At 40.1% G+C, this 22060-nt stretch carries 24 protein-coding genes and 1 tRNA gene; 13 read left to right on the forward strand and 12 right to left on the reverse strand.

The genetic code is table 11. The features are described 5' to 3' along the window. Nucleotides 1-88: 88 nt before the first annotated feature. The gene (locus CE058_RS11420; protein WP_163142647.1) at nt 89-373 is read left to right on the forward strand and encodes a hypothetical protein; all 285 of its coding nucleotides are present in this window, start codon (nt 89-91) and stop codon (nt 371-373) included. Between the two features lie 31 nt (nt 374-404). Here the strand turns inward: CE058_RS11420 and CE058_RS11425 are convergent, their stop codons facing one another. The 4 genes from CE058_RS11425 to CE058_RS11440 form a co-directional block, all read right to left on the reverse strand. Further along, nucleotides 405-1079: a DUF421 domain-containing protein gene (locus tag CE058_RS11425; RefSeq protein ID WP_048009076.1), complete on the reverse strand. Its 675-nt coding sequence runs from the start codon at nt 1077-1079 to the stop codon at nt 405-407. 149 nt (nt 1080-1228) lie between these two features. Continuing rightward, entirely contained in the window at nt 1229-1651 is a 423-nt protein-coding gene (locus tag CE058_RS11430) for a GNAT family N-acetyltransferase (RefSeq protein ID WP_048009077.1), read from the reverse strand. A 4-nt stretch (nt 1652-1655) separates the two neighbouring features. Beyond that, nucleotides 1656-2174, reverse strand: a complete 519-nt coding sequence (locus CE058_RS11435) for a YjcG family protein (RefSeq protein WP_163142650.1) — start codon at nt 2172-2174, stop codon at nt 1656-1658. A gap of 189 nt (nt 2175-2363) precedes the next feature. Beyond that, a complete protein-coding gene (locus CE058_RS11440; protein ID WP_204260533.1) occupies nt 2364-3086 on the reverse strand; it encodes an alpha/beta hydrolase in 723 nt (240 codons plus the stop codon). Nucleotides 3087-3315: 229 nt separating this feature from the next. On the opposite strand from CE058_RS11440, the gene CE058_RS11445 reads away from it, so the two are divergent. From CE058_RS11445 to CE058_RS11455, 3 genes are all read left to right on the forward strand, one after another. Next, a complete protein-coding gene (locus CE058_RS11445; protein ID WP_048009080.1) occupies nt 3316-4308 on the forward strand; it encodes a TAXI family TRAP transporter solute-binding subunit in 993 nt (330 codons plus the stop codon). 138 nt (nt 4309-4446) lie between these two features. After that, complete coding sequence (locus CE058_RS11450; RefSeq protein ID WP_163142652.1) at nt 4447-4977, forward strand: DUF1850 domain-containing protein; 531 nt, start codon at nt 4447-4449, stop codon at nt 4975-4977. Next, nucleotides 4967-6925, forward strand: a complete 1959-nt coding sequence (locus tag CE058_RS11455; protein WP_048009082.1) for a TRAP transporter permease — start codon at nt 4967-4969, stop codon at nt 6923-6925. Before CE058_RS11450 ends, CE058_RS11455 begins: the two co-directional genes overlap by 11 nt. 121 nt (nt 6926-7046) lie before the next feature. On the opposite strand, the gene CE058_RS11460 is transcribed toward CE058_RS11455, so the two are convergent. The 4 genes from CE058_RS11460 to CE058_RS11475 all read right to left on the reverse strand — a co-directional run bounded on the left by CE058_RS11460 (nt 7047) and on the right by CE058_RS11475 (nt 9625). Further along, complete coding sequence (locus CE058_RS11460; protein ID WP_048009083.1) at nt 7047-7631, reverse strand: hypothetical protein; 585 nt, start codon at nt 7629-7631, stop codon at nt 7047-7049. 158 nt (nt 7632-7789) lie between these two features. Further along, complete coding sequence (locus tag CE058_RS11465; protein ID WP_048009084.1) at nt 7790-8008, reverse strand: hypothetical protein; 219 nt, start codon at nt 8006-8008, stop codon at nt 7790-7792. A 109-nt stretch (nt 8009-8117) separates the two neighbouring features. Next, nucleotides 8118-8732 carry a YczE/YyaS/YitT family protein gene (locus CE058_RS11470; protein WP_048009085.1) on the reverse strand — a complete coding sequence of 205 codons (615 nt, stop codon included), beginning with the start codon at nt 8730-8732 and terminating at the stop codon, nt 8118-8120. Between the two features lie 128 nt (nt 8733-8860). Next, on the reverse strand, nt 8861-9625 hold the full coding sequence (locus tag CE058_RS11475; RefSeq protein WP_163142655.1) for a SurA N-terminal domain-containing protein: 765 nt from the start codon (nt 9623-9625) through the stop codon (nt 8861-8863). Nucleotides 9626-9872: 247 nt separating this feature from the next. On the opposite strand from CE058_RS11475, the gene CE058_RS11480 reads away from it, so the two are divergent. The 3 genes from CE058_RS11480 (at nt 9873) to CE058_RS11490 (ending at nt 11701) form a co-directional block, all read left to right on the forward strand. Continuing rightward, nucleotides 9873-9945 (forward strand) — tRNA-Val (locus CE058_RS11480). A 197-nt stretch (nt 9946-10142) separates the two neighbouring features. After that, complete coding sequence (locus CE058_RS11485) at nt 10143-11117, forward strand: proline dehydrogenase family protein (protein WP_163142658.1); 975 nt, start codon at nt 10143-10145, stop codon at nt 11115-11117. A 119-nt stretch (nt 11118-11236) separates the two neighbouring features. Beyond that, on the forward strand, nt 11237-11701 hold the full coding sequence (locus tag CE058_RS11490) for a GNAT family N-acetyltransferase (RefSeq protein WP_163142661.1): 465 nt from the start codon (nt 11237-11239) through the stop codon (nt 11699-11701). 40 nt (nt 11702-11741) lie between these two features. On the opposite strand, the gene CE058_RS11495 is transcribed toward CE058_RS11490, so the two are convergent. After that, nucleotides 11742-12527, reverse strand: coding sequence for an endonuclease/exonuclease/phosphatase family protein (locus CE058_RS11495; RefSeq protein WP_048009090.1), 786 nt, complete (start codon nt 12525-12527; stop codon nt 11742-11744). Between the two features lie 2 nt (nt 12528-12529). Continuing rightward, complete coding sequence (locus CE058_RS11500; protein ID WP_163142664.1) at nt 12530-14170, reverse strand: PTS transporter subunit IIBC; 1641 nt, start codon at nt 14168-14170, stop codon at nt 12530-12532. Between the two features lie 490 nt (nt 14171-14660). Here CE058_RS11500 and CE058_RS11505 point away from each other — a divergent pair, with 490 nt between their 5' ends. The 5 genes from CE058_RS11505 (at nt 14661) to CE058_RS11525 (ending at nt 20037) form a co-directional block, all read left to right on the forward strand. After that, nucleotides 14661-15515 (forward strand): MurR/RpiR family transcriptional regulator, encoded by an 855-nt coding sequence (locus CE058_RS11505; RefSeq protein WP_163142667.1) that lies wholly within the window; start codon nt 14661-14663, stop codon nt 15513-15515. A gap of 49 nt (nt 15516-15564) precedes the next feature. After that, entirely contained in the window at nt 15565-16947 is a 1383-nt protein-coding gene (locus CE058_RS11510) for a YjiH family protein (protein ID WP_163142670.1), read from the forward strand. Nucleotides 16948-16982: 35 nt separating this feature from the next. Next, the gene (locus CE058_RS11515; protein WP_163142673.1) at nt 16983-17789 is read left to right on the forward strand and encodes a GNAT family N-acetyltransferase; all 807 of its coding nucleotides are present in this window, start codon (nt 16983-16985) and stop codon (nt 17787-17789) included. 18 nt (nt 17790-17807) lie between these two features. Next, nucleotides 17808-18917 carry an o-succinylbenzoate synthase gene (menC, locus tag CE058_RS11520; RefSeq protein WP_163142676.1) on the forward strand — a complete coding sequence of 370 codons (1110 nt, stop codon included), beginning with the start codon at nt 17808-17810 and terminating at the stop codon, nt 18915-18917. A 211-nt stretch (nt 18918-19128) separates the two neighbouring features. Beyond that, complete coding sequence (locus tag CE058_RS11525) at nt 19129-20037, forward strand: COX15/CtaA family protein (protein WP_163142679.1); 909 nt, start codon at nt 19129-19131, stop codon at nt 20035-20037. A gap of 51 nt (nt 20038-20088) precedes the next feature. Here CE058_RS11525 and CE058_RS25090 read toward each other — a convergent pair whose 3' ends face one another. Both CE058_RS25090 and CE058_RS11530 read right to left on the reverse strand, forming a co-directional pair. Beyond that, nucleotides 20089-20214, reverse strand: coding sequence for a hypothetical protein (locus CE058_RS25090; protein WP_258750025.1), 126 nt, complete (start codon nt 20212-20214; stop codon nt 20089-20091). An 81-nt stretch (nt 20215-20295) separates the two neighbouring features. Then, the gene (locus CE058_RS11530; protein WP_076256841.1) at nt 20296-20490 is read right to left on the reverse strand and encodes an alpha/beta-type small acid-soluble spore protein; all 195 of its coding nucleotides are present in this window, start codon (nt 20488-20490) and stop codon (nt 20296-20298) included. Between the two features lie 268 nt (nt 20491-20758). Here CE058_RS11530 and CE058_RS11535 point away from each other — a divergent pair, with 268 nt between their 5' ends. Then, on the forward strand, nt 20759-22027 hold the full coding sequence (locus CE058_RS11535; protein ID WP_163142681.1) for an ammonium transporter: 1269 nt from the start codon (nt 20759-20761) through the stop codon (nt 22025-22027). Nucleotides 22028-22060 lie beyond the last annotated feature (33 nt).

A 22060-nucleotide genomic window follows, 5' to 3' on the forward strand; every position in this document is an offset into this window, starting at 1 on the left:
TATCCTCCTTTGATTCCTCTGAGTAATGAAGTGGGGGTCTTACTGCCCGTTAGACTGCGATAAATACATAATCGAAAGGGGATTCTTCATGGGCTATATTCTGCCTGTAACTTCATATCAATATAATCAGTATGCAGAAAGAGAGATTGGCACAAAGTATGATCCTTTTCGGTTCGTGCCAGTTGCCAGGATATCAGCACAATCCAATGAAAAAGCTTTCCGCCACGAACTTCCCCTTGATTTTCAAAGAAGGTCAACTAAATCAATTACTAAGGAGCGGGAAAACACCCAAACACGCAACACAAGGAAAATAGCAGAAGAAACATATGGAGAGCTGACAGGAAAAGGGCGTTTTATTAGTGTATGCATATAAGAAAGAGCCATCAGGCAGAAAAAGGAGAGGCTTAGTACGTTTGCACGTGCAATGCCTCTCCTTTTTTCCATTCAGCATACAGAACATCTTTGACACCGCTCGCTCCCAATTTTTTTATTTCATTCTTTAGTATCTTTTCGTCCCAATTAATACTCTTCAGATTATCCCAAACCACCTCTCCGTCTAAAATTAATGTTACAGGCAGTTCTGCATTATTTATTGGGAGATTTAAATCCTGAATGGTTGGTGCCGCGAAAAGCGGCTTTTTTAATGCGCTGACCGTTCCATCTGTTTCCAGAATGGCATATTCACATTCCCTGATTGAAAAAACATCTTTTGATCGGAGGAGGTGCTGAAGCTGATTGATATCAAGATGATTTTTCTTCAGTTCTTCGTAAATAATTTTCCCTTTTTTTATAACTATTGAGGGTTCACCTTCAAGAAGCTTGCGTGCCCGTTTATATTTCTGAGTAATGATTTCCGTCGCGTAAATTAAAGTTCCCCATACTGTAACAGCAAAGAAAATCTCGGGTATTCCAGTCTCCTGGTCGTATAAAGCATTGCCAACCAGCTCGCCTAGCACGATGGCTGAGATAAAATCAAAAGGAGTAATTTGTGTAATTTGTGTTTTTCCCAGGAGTTTTGCCATAATAAACAAGAAAATATATCCTACCACTAGTACACTTAAGATATGTAAATATTCCATTCAAATCACTCCTTAGAATGCTGTATCCCAAATAGTGTTTGCAGAAAGCCCGATAATTATTGCATATAAGTTTCAAAGCAGCTTCTAACGCGTTTTGTCTGGGATGAGGCATCAAAAAAGCTCCCGCCATCATGGCAGGAGCTTGTCCGTTATATCGTTTTCTTCATTGTATGGTGCGGGATTCCGGCATCCATAAATTCTTCGGAGATCACCTTATAGCCCAGTTTTTCATAAAAAGGTATGGCCTGAGTCTGGGCATTTAATTTTAAGGCAGACAATCCCTGTTTCAAAGCATGTTCCTCAATTTTATCCATTATTGCTTTTCCGGATCCGCTCTTGCGGTGTTCCTTCAATACGCAAATTCTTTCCACTTTGCCATTGCCGTCAACGGTACGAAACCTTCCGGCACCTGCAGGCATGCCATTATTATAAAGTACAAAATGGACTGCTTCGTCCTCGAACTGATCGATTTCCTCTTCTTCAGGAACATTTTGCTCGCTGACAAAAACGTGTTTCCTTACTGAGAAAGCATCTTGCAGTTCTTGCTCAGATGATACAACTTTTACTTCCATTTCACTATTCCTTTCCTAGCCTGAATGTTTCATAAACGGTCCAAGAACCATTTTCCAGCTGATACAGAAGGTGAAAACGATCGATAACCTCTTCATGATTCACGGGCTGCATCCTTAAGCTTCCATAAACATCTGAATGCTCATCATTGGAGAGTTTTTGCCCGATGGTAATATGTGGGACAAAATTATACTCGGGTGTTTCTCCGCTAATATGATCATTTAGTTCAACATGTAACTCTTCGAGCTGTGCTGAAGGCTCAATTTTGAAATAAATCACATTGTTGACAGGCTGGAAAGAGCTGATTTTTGATGCATTTATTTGAAATGGGTCGTGTTTATTAGCTATTTCATAAAGTGTTTCTGTCAGCCGCTTTATTTCTTCTTCAGATGCTTCAAAGCGCGATCTTAAAGTTATATGCGGAGAAATTAGAGCATAATGCGGGTCATACCGCTTTCTATAAGAATTGGCCAAATCCTGCAGCTTTTTTGACGGAAAAATAACGATGCCGTAATTAGTCTCCATACAACAACCTCCATGTTTATTAATAATTTTTATAATTTGTAGGTTAACTTAAATGAAAAACACTTTGTTGAACTATTATAGCAAATTTTCTAAATTCACTATATAATTATACCTTTTTTCACAATAAAAAGCAGTGAGCTTAGGTAATCTTTTTATAGCGGAGTATAGTTCTTTTCACTCAATTTTCAGTTAAAACATAAACTTTAATGCCCTTTTTAAATCAGGCTGCCAGTATGTCCAGGTATGATCTCCATCGAATTCATCATAGAAGTAAGGAAATTTCCTTTGCTTAAACAAATTGGAAAGATCCCGGTTTGGAGTAAGAAAATCTTTCTCTTCCCCTCCTGTGGTTTTTACAGATGTCTCGCCTTTCCCGATAACATGATAAATATTAAGAAGGTGAGGATGCGTAAATTCCTCTACTGCTTCTGAAACGGAGTTATCAACATAAGGTGATTGAAGAATTAACCTCCCGAAAGTATTAGGGTATTGAAGGGCCGCCATTAAGGAAACAGTTGCAGCAAGGGAATCTCCCATAAGTGCTCGTCCCATTCCCATTTGATAGGTAGGGAATTCACGGTCAAGATATGGAACAAGTTCATGTGCAAGAAAACGGATATATGCATTATGCTGTCTACCATCCGGATGATATTTCTCCCATCTGTCCTTGACGTTTTTATAAGGGACACCAACAATAATGATGTTTTCGATTTCTTTTCCATCTAATAGTTCATCTGCGATGCGTCCGACTCTTCCCAGCTGGAAGTAATCCTTCCCGTCCTGAGCTATAACAACAGTATATTTATATAAAGGTGAGAAGGAAGCGGGCAAATAAATGAGCAGTTCAACTTCTTCACCCAGTTCTTTGCTTTGAATCCTGATATCCTGTATTGATCCTCTAGGGTAATCCATAATGTCTGTTCCTCCGTTTAGTCTTTATGTAAGAGTTTACATGATGATTTTATCATATATATATAGGAATTGCTTTTTACTTGCATTCTCATTCATAGACCGGGATACAATTTTATTGGAGTAAGTAAGTTTCCATATCATAATGCAGCTAGGAATCATTTGACAATTCTAATAAGGTTTATGTTAGTATATAATTGATAAAATCTAATCTTTATAAGGGGGAAATAGGATGAAAAAGAGAAGTATATTCCTGGCTACAGCTCTACTGTTAGCGCTTACTATGGTTCTTGCAGCCTGCGGCGGCGGAAAAGATGAAGGCGGCGGAGATGGAGAAGGCGGAGCAGACAAGCCTAAGTTTATGAGCATCGTGACTGGTGGAACAGGCGGTACATACTATCCGCTGGGCGGATCATTCGCTGAGATTATTTCTGATGCAACAGGCATTGATACAAATGCTGAAGTTTCAGGTGCATCTGCAGAAAACATGAACACACTGAAAGATGGAAATGCAGAGATTGCATTCTCTCAAACTGACATTGCTTCATATGCCCAAGAAGGTAAATTAATGTTTGAAGGTGCAGCAGTGGACAATGTAAGTGCGATCGGCACACTTTATCCGGAAACGATCCAGATCGTTACTACTGCAAAATCTGGCATTAAATCTGTTGAAGACTTAAAAGGCAAAAAAGTTTCAATCGGAGCACCTGGTTCAGGAACTGCTGCAAACGCAGAACAGATTCTTGAAGTGCATGGAATCAAATTGGATGACATTCAAAAACAGGATCTTTCTTTTGATGAGTCAACTGCCGGAATTCAGGATGGCACTATTGATGCAGCATTCGTTACAGCAGGAACTCCTACAGGTGCTGTAGAAGGACTTTCTGCAACTGAAGACGTTGTGATTGTTCCGATTGAGCAGGATAAAATCGATGCATTAATTGAGAAATACCCTTACTATGTGAAGGATGAAGTGCCATCTGGAACATATAAGCTTGCAGAAGCTGTGCCGACAGTAGCAGTACAGGCAATGCTTGTTGTTTCAAATGACCTTTCAGAGGATGTAGTTTACGATGTTACGAAAGCAATCTTTGAGAACCTTGATAAAGTTACACATGCCAAAGGAAAAATGATTAAGGCTGAAAATGCTGTTAAAGGTACTGGTATTGAACTGCACCCTGGTGCTAAAAAGTACTTTGACGAAAAAGGCTTTAAAGCTGAATAATCTTTCACTAACATAATCAAATGATGAAATCTGGCCGGCTGTAAAACCTGATAAGGTTATTGCGCCGGTCAATTAATTTTTTTAAATGAAGTGGCAATCAATTGTAAAAGCTGACAAATTTTTTTAGGCGGAGGTTTCATGAACTTTAATAAGCCAGGGTATAAAAAGGCGGTCCTGGCACTCCTCGTAATCATAACCATCGCAATCATGTTCTTCATACCCATTAAGCAGACAGTTGTTTTTGAGTATCAAAACAAAGGAAAGGTGATTGCTTATTTCCCGATTAAAGAGAACAGAACATTTAAGATAAAGTATACACATTCCATCCACCTTACGGATGTTGTAGAAAGCTATACTATAACCGGAAATGGAAGTATTAAATTGTTCGAACTCATGTATGAGGATTTTGCCATTGGCATGCCTGAAAATGCTTCAGATGGAGAAACATTTGAACAAAAGAACGGCAAATATTATATTAAGAATATGAATAGGGTTTTTCCTTCATTTGACTTAAGGCTGGGTAAGGTCAGAGCGAATCACAGATTGATTTTGCAAGGCCAGGAATATGTCCTTACAGATTATATCGAACCCGGTACATGGGTAAGAATAAAGGCAAAAAAAATAAACTTATTCGAGGTATTGAAAGGAGTGAATATCCTTGGAAAATAAAGGGGAAACATTATCTCTTGAGGAACAGCAGAAATTGCTGGAGAAATATGATCCAGAGGCTGGTACAAGGAAATTAGGAGGAGTATTAGGCTGGATCGTCTTTTTTGGGCTTTTAGCATTTTCGCTTTTCCACTTATATACAGGGGTTTTCGGGATGCTTACAGCCCAGCTGCAGCGTTCCATTCATTTAGGTTTTGCATTAGCCTTAATCTTTCTGTTATTCCCTGCAAGGAAGAAAGACAGGGGACGAAAGCATAAGGTTGCCTGGTATGATATCATTTTAGCTATACTGGGTATTGCTGTAGGAGCTTATTGGCCACTTTTTATTGATGAAATTGTCATGAGGGCCGGGCGTCTGACCGAGATTGATTTTTATGTTGGTCTAATTGCAGTTCTTCTGGTTCTGGAAGCAACCAGGCGTGCGGTTGGTCTTCCCATCACCATTATTGCTGTCATTTTTCTTGCCTATGCGATGTTCGGGCCATATATGCCGGCATTTTTGGCGCACCGGGGTCTTGATTTAGAAAGATTGGTGCAGACCATGTTCTTTACGACCGAGGGAATCCTGGGTACCCCTTTAGGCGTATCTGCTACATTTATTTTCCTATTCTTGTTATTTGGTTCGTTCCTTGTAAAAACGGGGGTTGGCCAGTATTTTAATGATTTGGCCGTATCCATCGCTGGAAAGAGAACAGGCGGACCTGCGAAGGTTGCCATTTTCTCAAGTGCACTACAGGGAACGATTAGCGGAAGTTCTGTAGCTAACGTAGTAACTTCAGGCTCTTTTACCATCCCTATGATGAAAAAGCTTGGCTACAAAAAAGAATTCGCTGGCGCAGTTGAAGCGACTGCATCAACTGGCGGCCAGATAATGCCTCCAATTATGGGTGCTGCTGCATTCCTCATGGTTGAGTTTATTGGCGGCGGAATTACATATTGGGATATTGCAAAGGCAGCTGCAATTCCTGCTCTTCTATATTTTGCAGGAGTCTGGATCATGACTCACTTTGAAGCGAAACGTGTAGGTCTTAGGGGCCTTAAAGACGAAGAGATGCCTAACCGCAAAGAAGTAATGAAGAAAATTTATCTGCTGCTGCCGATTTTAGCAGTTATCATCCTGCTGATGAGCGGAATGAGCGTAATTCGTGCTGCTCTTTGGTCAATTGTCATTACGGTTGCGGTAAGTATGATTAGCAAGGAAACACGTATTGGATTCAGAGATGCAATCGATGCTTTAGTTGATGGTGCACGCACAGCTTTGGGCGTTGCTGCAGCAACAGCTGCGGCAGGTATTATTGTTGGGGTAGTTGTAAAGACAGGTCTTGGATTAAAGATGGCGAATGGCCTTCTTGATCTCTCCGGCGGGCTGTTGATTCCTACTTTGATGCTGACAATGGTTGCAGCAATTATCCTTGGAATGGGATCACCTACAACGGCAAACTATGTTATTACATCAACAATAGCCGCCCCGGCAATCATTCTCCTGGGCGTACCTGATTTATCTGCTCACTTATTTGTATTCTACTTCGGTATTGTGGCAGATGTCACACCTCCAGTTGCTCTTGCAGCATTTGCTGCAGCTGGAGTATCCGGCGGAGATCCGATAAAGACAGGAGTAACAGCATCCAAGCTTGCCATCGGAGCTTTTATTATCCCATACATGTTTGTCCTGTCACCGGAGTTATTGATGATCGACACCACTTGGTATTACTTAATCTGGGTAGTATTCACCGCTTTGGCAGGTATGATGGCTATTGGCGCGGGTGTAATTGGCTACTGGCTGCGTAAATTGAATATTTTTGAAAGACTGCTTGGAATTGCAGGAGGCCTGCTGCTTATTTACCCTGAAGGGGTTACTGATATTGTAGGATTATGTATCTTTATCCTGTTAATTGCATTGCAGGTTTTCATAAAAAAAGACGATCAGGCCAAGCCGCAAACAGCTTAATTTGTTAAAAAAAGATCACGCGCTTGATCAGGAATTTCCCGAAGTACAAAGATAATTTACAGAAAAAAAGGAAGGATGCTCATATGAGATCCTTCCTTTTTGCTTCTGTTTGCTGGGGATGTCAAGCTCCTTGGTCGCTATGGCCGATAGAAAGTGTGGCACTGACATAATCTTCTTCGCTGCTTGTTAATAGAACTGTGAATGTACCGGGTTCATCGCCTTCATATACTTCTTCACTGAGGGTTTCTTTTAATAGTTTGCTTTTATACTCAATGATTTCACGCTGGTTATTATCATCTTTGACTCTGTTAACTTCCTCAGCATCTTTCGGAATCCTTTTTTCGATAAATGCAAGAGCCTCTTCATTACTCATCTCTTTTTCCATATCTTCAAATTGCAGCTCAACATTAACTGCGCGATGGGTTTTAAACTCTACCAGCATACTGTCTCCATTAAAGCGGGCTATCTCCTCGTTGTTTTTATTTTCACCATAAGCCTCTGTGAAAAGGTCTCGAGTGTCTCCCAAGCCAACTTCTTCAGTTATTCTTTTGTTTTCTTCTGGTGTTTCCTCCGTTTCTGCCCGCTGTTCTTCCGTAGAAGGGTTGTTTTTGTCTTCCTCCTCTACAATTTGCTCTTCAGTCTGATTACAGCCTGCCAGTAAAAGGCTGCCTGCAAACAATGCAGTAATTAATGAGATAGATTTCATAACATCCTTCCTTTCCTAATCATGGGAAATTTTAGGGTCCATTCCCAGTTAGAGAATATATACCCCAAAGGGAGCAGGATAATCGGGAAGGAAGCATAATAAAAAGCCGTACTTCTTCTGTGAAATACAGCCTTAATGAATGAAGTGAACTGGTCTTTTTAGCTGATCTGGCGAGCCTTCTTTTCCGGTAAAATGGACATGATATGATTCAAATTAAAGATACGCATTTGTTTTCTATATAAACAATAGGCTAAAATCGTGCTGCCTCGAAGTTCTTTGATTAATATTTTTCTTTGTGAAAATGAATTGCGTTTGGAGAGATAAATGATTTCCACAGGCTTTCTCTCTTCCATAGCTCGATAAAGAATTCCTTTCATAGAGAAATCCCTCCTTACTTTTATTTACATTATAAACGAACGTTCGTTCCTAATCAAGTGAAATACGAAAATTTGTTCGCATAAAAAAAGACCTCTTAAATGAAGTCTTTTAAATAATCTTTAATCCCTTATCTTTTAAGTGATTTAGAAGGACAGTCCCATTTTGTATGGCATAGCCTAAAAAGATGGCTACTAACAAAGTACCCATTCCGACCGGCCCGCCTAAGAGAAGGCCAATGGCCAATGCTAAAAATTCATTAATAATACGTGCAGTCTTCATACTGATATTGAGCCTTTTGGCAGTTGCGATCATTAATCCATCAATAGGGCCGCTGAATAATTGCGGTCGGATATAGATAGATACTCCGAAGCCCAAAAGTATAATACCAGTAAAGAAGGCAAGTATCTGATATGGATAGTGTGTAACGGTGAAGCCGCTAAAAACAAGCTCCATCCAAAAATCGATCCCCAGACTCGCTAAAATGGTTCCAATAAATGATTTAAACTGCGGCTTTTCCCAGGAAAGTATGGCATTGAAAAATATAAGGGAAGCCGTAACCAGGAATGACCAGGTTCCAATGGTAAGACCGAATTTATTGAAAAGCCCGACATAAACAGTGTCCCAGGCACCTGCACCAAGATTGGATAAGATGATTAGTGAAACACCAAGAGTGAGAATTAAATAACCTGCAATTATTTGAATGAATGTAGTGTGTTTAATCATGTAGAATCCTCCCCAATACATATTACAGCATTTAAATAATTACTCAAGGGGAAGAAGATATCCAATAGATTCCATGATGAATAAACATAGAAAAACAGCTCCCGTAAATGGGAGCTGCTCAATGATAATTATACTTTAATATCAATTTTTGCATTTTTCTTCAAATCTTCTACATGCTTAACGAGCATTTCCTGCTGTTTTTGCTGTTCGAGCTGCTGTTTGATCTGCGGTTTTACTTCTTCCAATTTAGGGGGCTCCTGTCCTTCAGCACCACCCTGGCTTGCATATTCTTCATAGAATTTTTGAATGTCAGCATCTGTAACATTCTCAGGTTTAATCTCGCCTTCGATGTATTTCGTATATTTAATATTGTTGGCAATTTCCTTCTCTAATGAATCGGGATTAAGGCCAGCCTGTTTCATTGCTGTTTCAAATTCCTTATCATTTTTGAATTGTCCTTTTGTTTCTTCGAGCTGCTTTTTGACTTCTTCATCAGAAGCTTTATAGCCTTTTTTATCAGCCTCCTGGAGAAGAAGTGTCTGGCCCACTAGACTATCAAGTGTCTGCTTCTTAATTTTCTCTGCAGCATCTTTTGTAGTAGGGTCTTGTCCCATTTGCTGATACATCATTTGTGAAGAAGTAAGTACACTGTTATACTCACGTCCAAGAACTTCCTGGTCATTCACAATGGCAACTGTCTTTTCTTCATCAAGCTTTTGCTTATCCATTTTCTTTTGCATTTCTTCCATTTGCTTTTGCTGGTCCTGCTGATCGGTTTCAGCTGTTTTCGGTTCTTCTTTTTTATCTGCACTCTTGCTTTTATCGTCAGCTCCGCAAGCAGCTAAAACAGCAGATATTAATACTAGTAAAAAGGGATACATTAGTTTCTTCATTGATATTTCTCCTTCCGTAACCCTGTATAGTTTGATTCAACTAACAAATGAATCATATAGAGGGCATTATAAAGCAAAAATTCTCAAAAAGATACCTTTAAGGCATAAATGCAGAAATTGTAATGGGAATGTAATCTAGCTTCCCGGCTGCTAACTTTATAGTCTATGAATGAAATATAGGTATTGACTTTTATGTTAGAAAGAAGTATATTTTATATTGTCCCCGATACAGGGAAATATTCATAACGATTCCGTAGCTCAGCTGGGAGAGCGCTACCTTGACAGGGTAGAGGTCGCTGGTTCGAACCCAGTCGGAATCATACTTAAAGTGCCTGGCTGCCGATAGCCGGGCATTTTTTTGTTTATAGGGAATTTGTTTTTGAACTGAGAACTCCTCCCATGTTTTAACGAAACAGTGATAGGGAATCGTTAAAATATAATAATTCACAAAATAATTTTTATTTAAAATCTATGCTATAATTTTATTGTGAAATTACAAGAGTTAGGGGATATTTCTATGTTGAAAGATCTGTTTATAGGCCTTTCCCAGAACGAATTTCTGAATAGCGCTGCAAAGAAATATGGATTGAAGTTAGGTGCGCAGAATGTAGTTGCGGGGACAAATTTAGAAGAAGCTATTCAGAGCATAAAAGAGCTTAATGCTCATGGCATCTCTTGTACTGTCGATAACCTCGGGGAATTTGTATATAAAAAAGAAGAGGCGGCAGAAGCGAAAAAACAAATAATAGAAGTGATAGAGGCCATTCATGAAAATCAGGTGGATGCACATATCTCTTTAAAGCCTTCTCAATTAGGCCTTGATATTGACTACTCATTCTGCCTGGAAAATGTTAGGGAGATAGTAGAGAGAGCAAGCCAGTATGGTATATTTGTGAATATGGATATGGAAGACTCCAAGCGCCTGCAGCCTTCCTTTGACATTTTGGATGAGTTATCCAAAGAATACAATAACTTCGGTACAGTTATTCAGGCATATTTCCTGGATGCTGAAGAAGACCTGAAGAAATATCAGAATTTCCGGCTGCGGATTGTCAAAGGTGCTTACAAGGAGCCTGAAGAAATTGCTTATCAGGACAAAAATGACATTGACGCTAACTTTATTAAATTAATAGAATGGCATCTGTTGAATGGCAAATTCACGTCAATTGCAACACATGACCATAATGTAATTAATCATGTAAAAGATTTTGTAAGGGCTAACAATGTCCCTAAAGACAAATTCGAATTCCAAATGCTATATGGCTTCCGCAAAGATATGCAGCTGAAGCTTGCAGCTGAAGGCTATAATTTCTGCACATATGTTCCTTTCGGACATGACTGGTATGGCTACTTCATGAGACGCCTGGCAGAACGGCCGCAGAACTTAAACCTTGTGGCCAAGCAGGTATTTACCAAGAAAACAAATACTGTCATTGGTGTTGCAGCAGGAGCTTTCTTATTAGGCAGATTGACAAAGAAACGGAAAAAGTAATAATGCAGGAGCCTCCCTATAAATTTTAGCGGGAGGCTTTTTATCTTTTTATAAAGGAATCCTTGGCTATGGCTGCGAATTTATTTTTAGGAATGATTTGCAATGAGAGGAAAGATGACATGGATTTACGACTTAAACCTGTTACAGAGAAAAATTTTTTTGAGATTATAAATTTGAAATCTGAAGAAGAGCAGGAAAAGAAGTTTCAAATTTTCGAAAGCTTTGTCGGTTCCAATGCTTTTTTCATTGCTCTGGCTTCAGTCAATGGCTGGACATGTAAAGGTATATACGATAGCGAATCATTAATTGGCTTTGCGACTCATGGTCTGGATAAAAAGCATGGCCGCTATGAACTTGTCAGTCTGATGCTTGGACATCAATTTCAGGGGAAAGGCTATGGCGTACCGGCTATTAAACTTGTAATTGAGGAAATGAAAGAGAAATATGGGTGCCATGAAATCTATCTATCTGTCATCAAGGAGAACGAGCCGGCTATTCGTGTATATGAGAAAGTTGGTTTTGAACCGACAGGGGAGATTTTTCAGGCCTTTCATCCCGAACCGGTTTACAGGCTGACGGTATAAAGAAAATCCCTGACTCTATTGTCAGGGATTTTCTTTATGGCTAAATTTCAATTTCCACTCCATAATGATCGGAAATGATGGGTTTGTTTGTGCCATTAAAAATAACTCGGGAATATTTTGGATGGATCGGATACGATGATAAAATCAAGTCGATGCGCATCTCATGTTTATTTTCGTCCCAGCCGGCAATTTTGCCTTTAACCGTCACTCCTGAATCCTGCTTGTCTGCTAATTCAAAGGTGTCATAAAGCCCTTTGCCGATGAGAAAGTCATAACCTTCATTGCGGACATACGCCGAGCTGTTGAAATCACCCATAAAAATGGCGGGTTCATCTTTAGATGCATGTGCAAGAAGAGATTCAGCCTGAAACTTAAAGGATTCTTCTTCATCATCCCACCAGCCAAGGTGACAAGAATAAAAGGTAATTGGTCTGTTTTTGTAAACTAATTTAACACCAATAATTTTTCGTGTCTTCCAGTGTGACTGGTCTTTATTTTGGGTAATAAAGAAGGAAAAATCCTCTTTTATTTCATGTTTTGTCAATATGGCAAGACCCTCTTCGTAAATATCATACCCAATATGTGAGAAATCCCATTTAAAAACGTAATCTTCCACACCTAATTTTCTCAATTCTTCGATTAACAGCAATGCATAGTTATCTTTTCTAATATGGCCATCTATTAAAGGGGCTTTGATATGCTGGCTGACTTCCTGCAGAGCGATGACATCATAGCGGTTCCCCTTAATAGCCTCAGCAAGAATTTTGATTTTTTCCAGCTGCTGTTCCTCCTGCCATGAGTGACAGTTTAGAGTTAATAATTTCATTGTTAAGCTCCCAGAAGATCTTGGATATCAGATTTAAGGACATCTGCTTTTGGTCCATAAATTGCCTGAACGCCTTTGTCCTTAACGATAAGACCTAAAGCTCCATTCTTCTTCCAGTCCTGTTCACCAGCAACTGATGCAGTGTCCTTTACTGTGACACGCAAGCGGGTCATACAGGCATCAACGTCTTCAATATTTTCTTTTCCGCCTAATAATTCGATTAACACAGGAGCCAGTGAATTTTTCTTGACTGAAGTTTCTGAAGATGAAACACTATTTTCTTCTTCAATATAGTTTCCATTGCGTCCTGGTGTAGGGAAGTTAAATTTTCTGATCATAAAATTGGCAACCCAAAAGTTTAGTCCGAAGAATACGAGGCAGGCAATTACAAAGTTTACAAGATCCAGCCATAAGCCAGCTTTTATAATCATTGGTGTTCTTGTAATCAATTCAATGATGCCAAAAGAATGAACACGGATATTAATAATGTCAACGACTGCAAATGCCAGACCTGTCATAACTGCATACACGATATAAAGAAGTGGAGCAGCAAACATGAACATAAATTCAATCGGTTCTGTTACTCCAGTTAAGAATACTGCCAAACCAGCGGAGAAGAACATCGATTTGTATTTCTTCTTTTTCTCAGGATCTACATTGCGGTACATTGCAAGCGCAATTCCCATTAAGGCAGCAGCGGACAGAATCATTTGGCCAACTTTAAAGCGGGCAGGGGTAACGTCATTCAGCAATTGCTTATAGCTTTCTGTATCTCCTGCAGCCAAAAAGTTATTCAGGTCGGCAATCCATGCGAGCCATAGCGGATCTTGTCCAGCGACCGTTGAACCTGCATTAGAGCCTGTAAGGATTTTATAAGTTCCGCCGAGCTCTGTATAATTAATTGGGACTGTCAGCATATGATGCAATCCAAATGGAAGAAGCAATCTTTCCAGTGCGCCAAAAACAAATGGAGCGATAACAGGTGCTGTATTCCGTGATGTAGCAATCCATTGTCCAAAATCATTTAATAATCCTTGAATAAATGGCCAAACAATTGATAAGACCAAGGCTGCAGCAGCAGAGCCGCCGATTACAGTGAAGGGTACAAATCGCTTTCCATTGAAAAAGGAAAGTGAATTTGGCAATTTATCATAGTTATAATACTTGTTAAATAAATTTGCGCCAAGAAAACCTGAAATAATCCCGACGAATACTCCCATATTTAATGCTGGTGCACCTAAAACAGAAGTGAAATAGTCCGGGACAATAAGATCTTGTCCAAAAAGGGATTTTACCGTGGCCTCGGTATTACCTAACATGTCGGACTTTACTCCGAATATGGCGCCTGTAATTCTATTAATCAGAATGAAAGCAATAAGAGCTGCAAACGCTCCGCCTGCACGCTCCTTAGCCCAGGAACCGCCAATTGCAACTGCAAATAAGATATGAAGATTTGTAATAATGGCCCAGCCGATATCCTCCAAAACTCGTGCAATCGCTTGCACAAATGCTATGTCAGTACCTGTCATGCCAACAAGCTTGCCAAGTGAAATCATAATACCTGCAGCTGGCATTACAGCCACTACTACAAGTAATGCCTTTCCAAACTTTTGCCAGAAATCAAAAGAAAATAATTTTTTCATTGTTCTTCTCTCCCTTATTGTATGGGCTTTCATTATGTGGACTAAAAAAGCATTCCCATAATTTCACAAAAAAATTTCGATGAATGCATGAATTTATTCTATGAAAATACTATTTAGTTTAATTATTACCTTAAAATAACACGGGCGGGAAAATGATGCAACCGTTTGCCTAAAAATTATTTTAGACGTTTAAGTATATCAAAGGTTAGCATTGAAAAATATTTTATAAGTCATTCATCATAAGGAAATATGATTTAATGAATAAAAATAAATTTTTATTTTTAAAAATACATTTTTCTCTTGCTAAAGAAGTATTTCATCCTTTAGAATTTACTAAAAGAAGGATTACCTTCACATAATAGAGTGGATTTCTAAACGAAATTTAAATAAAAATAATTTTGAATAGTAGAAAATCTTCTTGTTTGAGAAGCATTTCATGCTTTATAATTTGCATAAGAAGTTTTTCCTTCACTATTCATGAGGAGCCGGCATGGATAAGAAAACAATGAACCAGATGATTAAGGAAAACTATTCATCCCTCTCGCCAGGACAGAGGAAAGCAGCTGAATTTATTATGGAGCATGCTAATGAGGCGGTGTTGTTAACCGCATTTCAAGTTGGCAGAAATGCAGGAGTCAGTGAGACAACGGTCATTCGGCTTGCGTATGCACTTGGGTTCAGCGGTTATTCCCAAATGCAGGAACAAATCAGAAAAGACTGGCTTGCAGGGAAACAGCAGGCTGCAGATGAAAATGACTCTTACATAATAAATGCAGCAAAAGAGAACCTGTTTAAGAGAGTCATTGATCAAGAGAGGAAAATACTTCGGCAATTGCTTGATCAGGTTGATGAAAGAGAGCTTTGGAAAGCAGTTGATGCCTTAATTCAGGCAGACAGGGTTTATATTGGGGGTTTTGGCAGCTCTTTTGCGGCCGCATACTGGTTCTATTACACTCTTAAACAAATGAGGGTAAATGTTTATATTTCAGGCCCTCACGGTTTTCTTCCTGAGGATGTGTGTGATTTGACAGAACAGTCAGCAGTTGTCATTTTTTCTTTCCCTCGCTATCGAAAGGAAACCATAAAGCTTGCCTCATTCGCTGAGAGGAAGGGATCCAGGATGATTGCCATTACAGACAGGCAGCTTTCGCCGATCGGGCAGATGGCTGCAGTCACACTTACTACTGATGAACTAATGGATACCGGACATCATTCAATTGCATCGGTTATTAGTTTACTGGAAGTGCTGATCGCGGGTATCGATGAACAGGATCGTGAAAGGATTGCCAAGAGACAGCAGGAACTGGAAATCTTATACGCTGATCAGGAGTTATTTGTTGAATAAAGCTGAACAGCAGGGTGTTAAAATCAGAAAAATAAAAGGGGGCATACGTATGAGCAGTCTTTCAAAGAAATTAATTCAGCAGGAGGAAAGGCAAGCCTACACAACCGGGGACTATTTAAAATTTTTAATTCCTTCTCTGATCGGGGTTTTACTATTTATGGTGCCGATTCAAGGAGAAGAAGGGATTACAATCCCGGTTGCATATTTAGCAAATCAAATTAACGGGCTGCTGGGTGCTTCCATACCTGCGATTACTGTTACTATAATGGCTCTATCAGTTATTGGTTCACTGATAGCAGTAGCTTTTAAACCGGGCTTTATCTTAAACAGCCCTTATTTGAACAAATTGCTAAATGTAAGTAAATTTTGGGTAGCAGCCCGTTTGCTTGGAACAGTCTTTGCTATTATTACTTTATTTGAGATTGGTCTGGAACCAGTATATTCAGAGAACACTGGCGCACTCTTAATCTATGATCTAATTCCGATCCTGTTTACTACCTTTCTTCTGGCAGGTTTATTGCTGCCGCTTTTATTAAATTTTGGCCTGCTCGAATTTTTTGGTGCATTATTGATTAAAGTGATGAGACCTGTTTTTAAGCTGCCGGGACGTTCTTCGCTTGATTGTCTGGCATCATGGGTAGGTGATGGAACAATTGGAGTCCTGCTAACGACAAAACAATATGAAGAAGGATATTATACAAAGCGGGAGGCGGCAGTTGTTGCAACTACCTTCTCGGTTGTTTCCATAACGTTTACGATTGTCATTATTCAATATTTAAATTTAGAGCAATACTTCATACATTACTATTTAACAATTATCTTTGCTGGTCTGGTGGCAGCTGTAGTAATGCCGCGGATTCCGCCATTGTCCAGAAAAGCTGATACTGCTTATGAAGGAACAGTGATGAAAGAGGAAACTTCTATTCCTTCACATACTACACCTGTTAAATGGGGATTAAATAATGCTATTAAGAAAGCGCGTACAAATAATAGTGCAGGCGCTGTTGTAAAAGAAGGTTTGGAGAATGTTTTAGACATGTGGATGGGAGTTCTGCCGATTGTTATGGCAATTGGAACGGTTGCCCTCGTGATTGCTGAATTCACCCCAGCTTTTACGATTCTTGGCAAGCCGTTTGAGCCAATCCTGGCTCTAATGCAAATTCCGGAAGCGGCAGAAGCGGCCCAGACAATGGTGGTTGGATTTGCAGACATGTTCCTTCCGGCAGTCATCGGCAGCGGCATTGAAAGTGAAATGACGAGATTTGTCATTGCCTGTGTCTCTGTAACACAGCTCGTTTACATGTCTGAAATGGGCGGCCTGCTTTTAGGGTCAAATCTCCCTGTCAGCATAAAGGATTTAATTCTTATATTCCTTCTCCGTACTATTATTACGCTGCCGATTGTAGCTGCTGTAGCTCATATTATATTTTAGGGATTTAATCGCAATTTTAGGGAAAGGGGAAGGTTATGAAGCAAGAAGCATTAACATCACTGGCCATTAAAAACCTTCACACAGTTAAGGATCTCGAAGCAGTATACGAACTTGAAGCAAGAATATGGAGTGTGGAAGAAGCTGTGCCGGTTAATCATACAGTTGCAACGGTTAAAAATGGAGGGTTTGTGTTAGGTGCGTTCCTGGGAGAGGAACTGATCGGTTTTCAATACAGCTTTCCCGGCTTTGACGGCACAAAGGTATATCTTTGCTCCCACAGCCTGGGGATTCACCCGGAGTACCGGGCGTTGGGGATTGGTGAAAAGCTGAAATACGCTCAAAAACAGACTGCGCTTGAAAAAGGCTATGATCTCATTTCCTGGACATACGACCCTCTTGAAACCGTAAATGCGAATCTCAATCTCCATAAGCTCGGGGCTGTATGCACTCATTATATAGAAAATGCTTATGGTGAAATGTCAGACCATATGAATGCAGGCATACCATCTGATCGATTTTTAGTGGAGTGGCGAATTCAAGATGAGGGTCCTGTGCGCCAATTGTCTGCTGAAGTTCTGCCAAGGGCAATAGAAACAGGGGCCGCTTATGGTTTGGCAGTCCCTGAAAAAGTAAATTTAGACTATGAAAATGAAACAATTCTTATACCGGTCCCAGGGAATTTTCAGGACATAAAAAAGCGGGATTTTGAATTGGCTCTGAAATGGAGAAAGAGCACGAAAGAAGCGTTTGCTCATTATCTCAGCAAAGGCTGGATTGTAACAGATCTTATAAAGCACGAGGCTGCGGAAAACCAATACTTATATCTCTTGGAAAAGAGATAATGCCGGGAGAATGGGAATATGGAAATTAAAAGCGTCATTTTAAGGCACGTGAAAATGGAGCTGCTGAATCCGTTTACTACAAGTGTCGGAACAGAAGTGGATAAGGACTTTATTCTGGTTGAAGTAAAATCAAAAAGCGGGCAGTCCGGCTGGGCGGAGTCGGTTTCCATTATGGAGCCAATCTACAATGAAGAAACAGTTAAAACAAATTGGCATATTATGAGTGATCATTTAATACCGATCCTATTTGCATCAGAGATTCGTCACCCTGATGATGTTTCAGAGGCTTTCAGGCCAATCAGGGGAAATTTTAATGCCAAAGCAGCGCTGGAGGGTGCTGTCTGGGACCTTTATGCAAGGGAGAGAGGGGTCTCGCTCTCAAAAGCTCTGGGCGGAGAAAAGGAAAAAATAGATGTGGGCGTTAGTGTCGGCATTCAGGAGTCAGAAATAAAGATGCTTAAACAAATTGAAGGATATGTAAAAGAGGGCTACCAGCGGATCAAAGTGAAAATTAAGCCTGGCTGGGATGTGCATATCTTAAAAGCCATCCGAGCCCAGTTTCCTGATATTAAGCTTATGGCTGATGCTAATTGCGCCTATACACTTAATGATATTGGTCACCTTCAAAGGATGGAAGAGTTTAATCTAATGATGATTGAGCAGCCTTTGGATCATGATGATATTATTGACCATGCCAAGCTTCAAAGCCATTTGAAAACACCAATTTGCCTGGATGAAAGTATACATACCTTTGAGGATGCCAGAAAGGCGATCGAGCTTGGAAGCTGCAGAATTATGAACTTAAAAATTGGCCGGGTTGGCGGGCTTACAGAGTCAAGAAAAATTCACGACCTTTGCAGAGTTCATAACATTCCGATGTGGTGCGGAGGAATGCTTGAAGCTGGAATAGGACGTGCACATAATATAGCCATAACTTCTCTATCCAATTTTACACTTCCTGGTGATACAGCCCCGTCTTCCCATTATTGGAAAAAAGATATCATCGATCCTGAAGTCACTATGGAAGATGGGTTTATATTCGTGCCTCAGGGCCCAGGAATAGGCTATGAGCCTAATCGCTCTAAAATAGAGGATGTAACTCTTTATAGCCGGACTTTTACAAAATAATAAAGTGAAACTTCAACCAGTGTGGGTGTTACTGCCCTTTAGACTGCGATAAAATACCATTCAGCGCCAGAGGGAACTCTGGCGTTTTACTGTGTGAATTGCAACTCGCTCTCTATATTTTTGTATTGTGATACATATCACCGAAAGTTTGTCGGTGTTCTGATAAACTGATTGCAAAATTTAGAATTTTGCAATATAAGGAGTGTGCAGTTTGAAGGTAAAACGTCAGGCGTTATTAACCATTATCCTTACATATATTTTAATTGTATTTGGCGGGTATGTCGCATCTTCGGAATCTGGCATGGGATGCGGGCCGGAGTGGCCGTTATGCAATGGGCTGGTGATCCCGGTATTGAAAGGAGATACCTTAATTGAATTTGCTCACAGAGTTATTGGTGCAGTACTTGGAATAATGACAGCTGTATTGTACTTTAGAATTCAAAAATCAAATCCGGTGCGGGAACTTGATAAAGCTTCTAAGGTGATGATTCTGCTTTTATTAGTTCAAATTTTACTGGGGGCGGCTGTGGTTTGGCTGGACTTGCCTGCTATAATTGTGTCAGTTCACCTTATGGTGGCGATGGTTTTTCTTGCTGTGCTAATCTGGATCTGGCGACGTGCTGATGAACAGCCATCGCGGACTAAAACAAGAAAAGACCAGAGTATTCAAAACAAGTTTAAAGTAGTGTTGCTCTTGCTGCTTATTACTTTATTTCTTGGTGCTTATATTAAACACCAATCATTCGGATTGGCCTGCAGCTGGCTTGAATGCACAAATGGCTTTATGCCAGTATCTTTTCCGGAAATAATCCAGACTGGACACAGGCTTGCGGCCGGGTTTTTGGCTTTTTACATATTTATTCTTACATATCTTTCATTAAAGAATAGATGGGAGGCTGGATTGCAAAATCGGCTTATGGCTGCCTCCCTGCTGGTACTAGGGCAAATCATTATCGGTATCCTGATAATTATAAGTTACATTGAAATATCCTGGGCTGTTCTCCATCTTGCTTTTGGAACAGCATTATTTGCAATTATTTGTGAGGCGGGAGTATTTGCCTCCTCATCAAGCAGGATCAGCAGGCTTAAGGAAAAGAGCAGTAATCCTTATTTTGTATGATAGCCATATCAAAAAAAAGGCAGTCAGGTGACATGCCTTTTTTGTTTTTTGTTATTTTTGCAGATCTTTTTTAGTAATTTCGCTTCGGATATCTGCTTCTCTTGAGAACTCTGCATCCTGCTTTTTATTATTTGGATATTTGTTTTTTCTTTCGCGGTTGTCATTTTTGTTGGTCATAGGTATGCCTCCATTGTAATGTGCTGTTTAGGTGAGTGAAAGACCGGCCCTAGGGCAGGGCCGGTATCCCAGCAAGCAATCTTACTGATTTTGCTGGTTTTTAAGCTGCTGCTCTGCCATCGCGACAAGGCGCTTTGTCATTTCCCCGCCGACAGAACCGTTTGCTCGTGCGGTTGTATCAGCACCAAGCTGAACTCCAAACTCATTGGCAATTTCCTGTTTCATTTGATCCAATACAGTTCCTGCACCGGGTACCAAAAGTTTGTTTCTTGCCATGATACATCACTCCCGACGATGATTTGAGCAAATAAATGCTCGTTTTTAACTTAACCGATTAAAGAACAGCAGATGCAACTATAAAATTGCCAATCCAAATAATTTAATTATGTAAGGTTTTATAACATAAAAGTTATTAATTTTCAAAAAACTTATTGACATCAGTGTAAAAAAGAGTAAAATAAAGATTAAATTTATATGATGTAAGGAAATATAACATGAATTTAAATATTAACCTTACATTAATCAAGAAAGGGAGGAATTACAATTGGATGCCACATTTTTAATGAATAGTCTTTGGGTAATGCTGGGAGCCATTTTAGTCATTTTTATGCTTGGCGGTTTCGTTATGCTCGAAGCAGGTTCGACCAGGATGAAAAATGCGGGGCATATTGCCGGTAAAACGATTTTTACCTTTGGTTTATCATCATTGGTATTTTGGGCCATTGGCTTTGGTTTCATCTTCGGCGATCAAGCAAATATATTGGTTGGGTTATCAAATTTCTTTTACTCAGGTGCTGAGCTTGAGGGAATGAACTTATCTTCTTCTGTATTCTTCGTATTTCAGATGGCATTTGCCGGTATTTCCATTACGATTGCATTAGGCGGATTTGCTGAACGTGCAAAACTTTCCGTTTACCTCATCTTTACCGTACTGTTTTCTGCTATTGTTTATCCTGTCGTCGCACATTGGATTTGGGGAGGAGGCTGGCTTGCTGAACACGGCAAGCAGGACTTCGCTGGTTCAACAGTTGTCCACTTAACGGGTGCTATGGCAGCGTTGGCAGCTACCATTTTACTTAAGCCCCGAATTGGAAAATTTAATAAAGATGGTTCCGCTAACAATATCTATGGCCATAACCAGGTATATACAGCCTTGGGTGTGCTGATTCTGTGGGTTGGCTGGTTTGGGTTTAACGCCGGCAGTACCTTGACAGTGGAAGATGGTTTTTTTGGATTTGTAGCTCTTAACACAAATCTTGCTGCCGGAGCTGGAGCAGTTGCTGCACTGATTATTTCATGGATGGTTATGGGTAAATCCGATGTTCCGACAATGCTTAACGGTGCCCTGGCAGGTCTGGTCGCAATTACAGCTTCTTGTGCTTTTGTTGATACATGGGCGGCTGTCGTTATAGGGTTTGTATCAGGAATCCTTGTATTCTACAGTGTGCGTTTCTTTGAAAAGCGAAAAATCGATGATCCAATCTTTGCTCTATCTGTTCATGGTGCTGCCGGGGTATGGGGAACATTATCAACTGGATTCTTTGCTACACCTGAATTGGCATCAGTCGGTAAACCTGGGCTGTTTTATGGGGGAGGTTTTGAACAGCTGGGAGTACAGTTTATGGGTGTCGCTGTTTCCGGCCTTTATGCTTTTGCTGTATCCTTCATAATTTTGGCAGCTGCCAAGAAGGTATTGAATGGACTTCGGGTAACAGAGGAAGAAGAAATTATGGGATTGGATTTAAGTGAACATGGAAGCTATGGATATCCCGAAGTCTTTATGGCTGATGAAAACAAAAAGTTAAGCTCGTAAGCAAGACTGGAGCTTCTTTTAAAGGGAGTGCCT

The sequence above is a fragment of the Bacillus sp. 22-7 genome, assembly GCF_010628845.1.
Lineage (GTDB): Bacteria > Bacillota > Bacilli > Bacillales > Cytobacillaceae > Cytobacillus > Cytobacillus firmus_B.

What these genes read in the sequence shown, in the direction of transcription:
- CE058_RS11420 (WP_163142647.1), top strand. Translation starts at nt 89, where the DNA reads ATGGGCTATATTCTGCCTGTAACTTCATATCAATATAATCAGTATGCA.
- CE058_RS11425 (WP_048009076.1), bottom strand. Translation starts at nt 1,079, where the DNA reads ATGGAATATTTACATATCTTAAGTGTACTAGTGGTAGGATATATTTTC.
- CE058_RS11430 (WP_048009077.1), bottom strand. Translation starts at nt 1,651, where the DNA reads ATGGAAGTAAAAGTTGTATCATCTGAGCAAGAACTGCAAGATGCTTTC.
- CE058_RS11435 (WP_163142650.1), bottom strand. Translation starts at nt 2,174, where the DNA reads ATGGAGACTAATTACGGCATCGTTATTTTTCCGTCAAAAAAGCTGCAG.
- CE058_RS11440 (WP_204260533.1), bottom strand. Translation starts at nt 3,086, where the DNA reads ATGGATTACCCTAGAGGATCAATACAGGATATCAGGATTCAAAGCAAA.
- CE058_RS11445 (WP_048009080.1), top strand. Translation starts at nt 3,316, where the DNA reads ATGAAAAAGAGAAGTATATTCCTGGCTACAGCTCTACTGTTAGCGCTT.
- CE058_RS11450 (WP_163142652.1), top strand. Translation starts at nt 4,447, where the DNA reads ATGAACTTTAATAAGCCAGGGTATAAAAAGGCGGTCCTGGCACTCCTC.
- CE058_RS11460 (WP_048009083.1), bottom strand. Translation starts at nt 7,631, where the DNA reads ATGAAATCTATCTCATTAATTACTGCATTGTTTGCAGGCAGCCTTTTA.
- CE058_RS11465 (WP_048009084.1), bottom strand. Translation starts at nt 8,008, where the DNA reads ATGAAAGGAATTCTTTATCGAGCTATGGAAGAGAGAAAGCCTGTGGAA.
- CE058_RS11470 (WP_048009085.1), bottom strand. Translation starts at nt 8,732, where the DNA reads ATGATTAAACACACTACATTCATTCAAATAATTGCAGGTTATTTAATT.
- CE058_RS11475 (WP_163142655.1), bottom strand. Translation starts at nt 9,625, where the DNA reads ATGAAGAAACTAATGTATCCCTTTTTACTAGTATTAATATCTGCTGTT.
- CE058_RS11485 (WP_163142658.1), top strand. Translation starts at nt 10,143, where the DNA reads ATGTTGAAAGATCTGTTTATAGGCCTTTCCCAGAACGAATTTCTGAAT.
- CE058_RS11490 (WP_163142661.1), top strand. Translation starts at nt 11,237, where the DNA reads ATGGATTTACGACTTAAACCTGTTACAGAGAAAAATTTTTTTGAGATT.
- CE058_RS11495 (WP_048009090.1), bottom strand. Translation starts at nt 12,527, where the DNA reads ATGAAATTATTAACTCTAAACTGTCACTCATGGCAGGAGGAACAGCAG.
- CE058_RS11500 (WP_163142664.1), bottom strand. Translation starts at nt 14,170, where the DNA reads ATGAAAAAATTATTTTCTTTTGATTTCTGGCAAAAGTTTGGAAAGGCA.
- CE058_RS11505 (WP_163142667.1), top strand. Translation starts at nt 14,661, where the DNA reads ATGGATAAGAAAACAATGAACCAGATGATTAAGGAAAACTATTCATCC.
- CE058_RS11510 (WP_163142670.1), top strand. Translation starts at nt 15,565, where the DNA reads ATGAGCAGTCTTTCAAAGAAATTAATTCAGCAGGAGGAAAGGCAAGCC.
- CE058_RS11515 (WP_163142673.1), top strand. Translation starts at nt 16,983, where the DNA reads ATGAAGCAAGAAGCATTAACATCACTGGCCATTAAAAACCTTCACACA.
- menC (WP_163142676.1), top strand. Translation starts at nt 17,808, where the DNA reads ATGGAAATTAAAAGCGTCATTTTAAGGCACGTGAAAATGGAGCTGCTG.
- CE058_RS25090 (WP_258750025.1), bottom strand. Translation starts at nt 20,214, where the DNA reads ATGACCAACAAAAATGACAACCGCGAAAGAAAAAACAAATATCCAAAT.
- CE058_RS11530 (WP_076256841.1), bottom strand. Translation starts at nt 20,490, where the DNA reads ATGGCAAGAAACAAACTTTTGGTACCCGGTGCAGGAACTGTATTGGAT.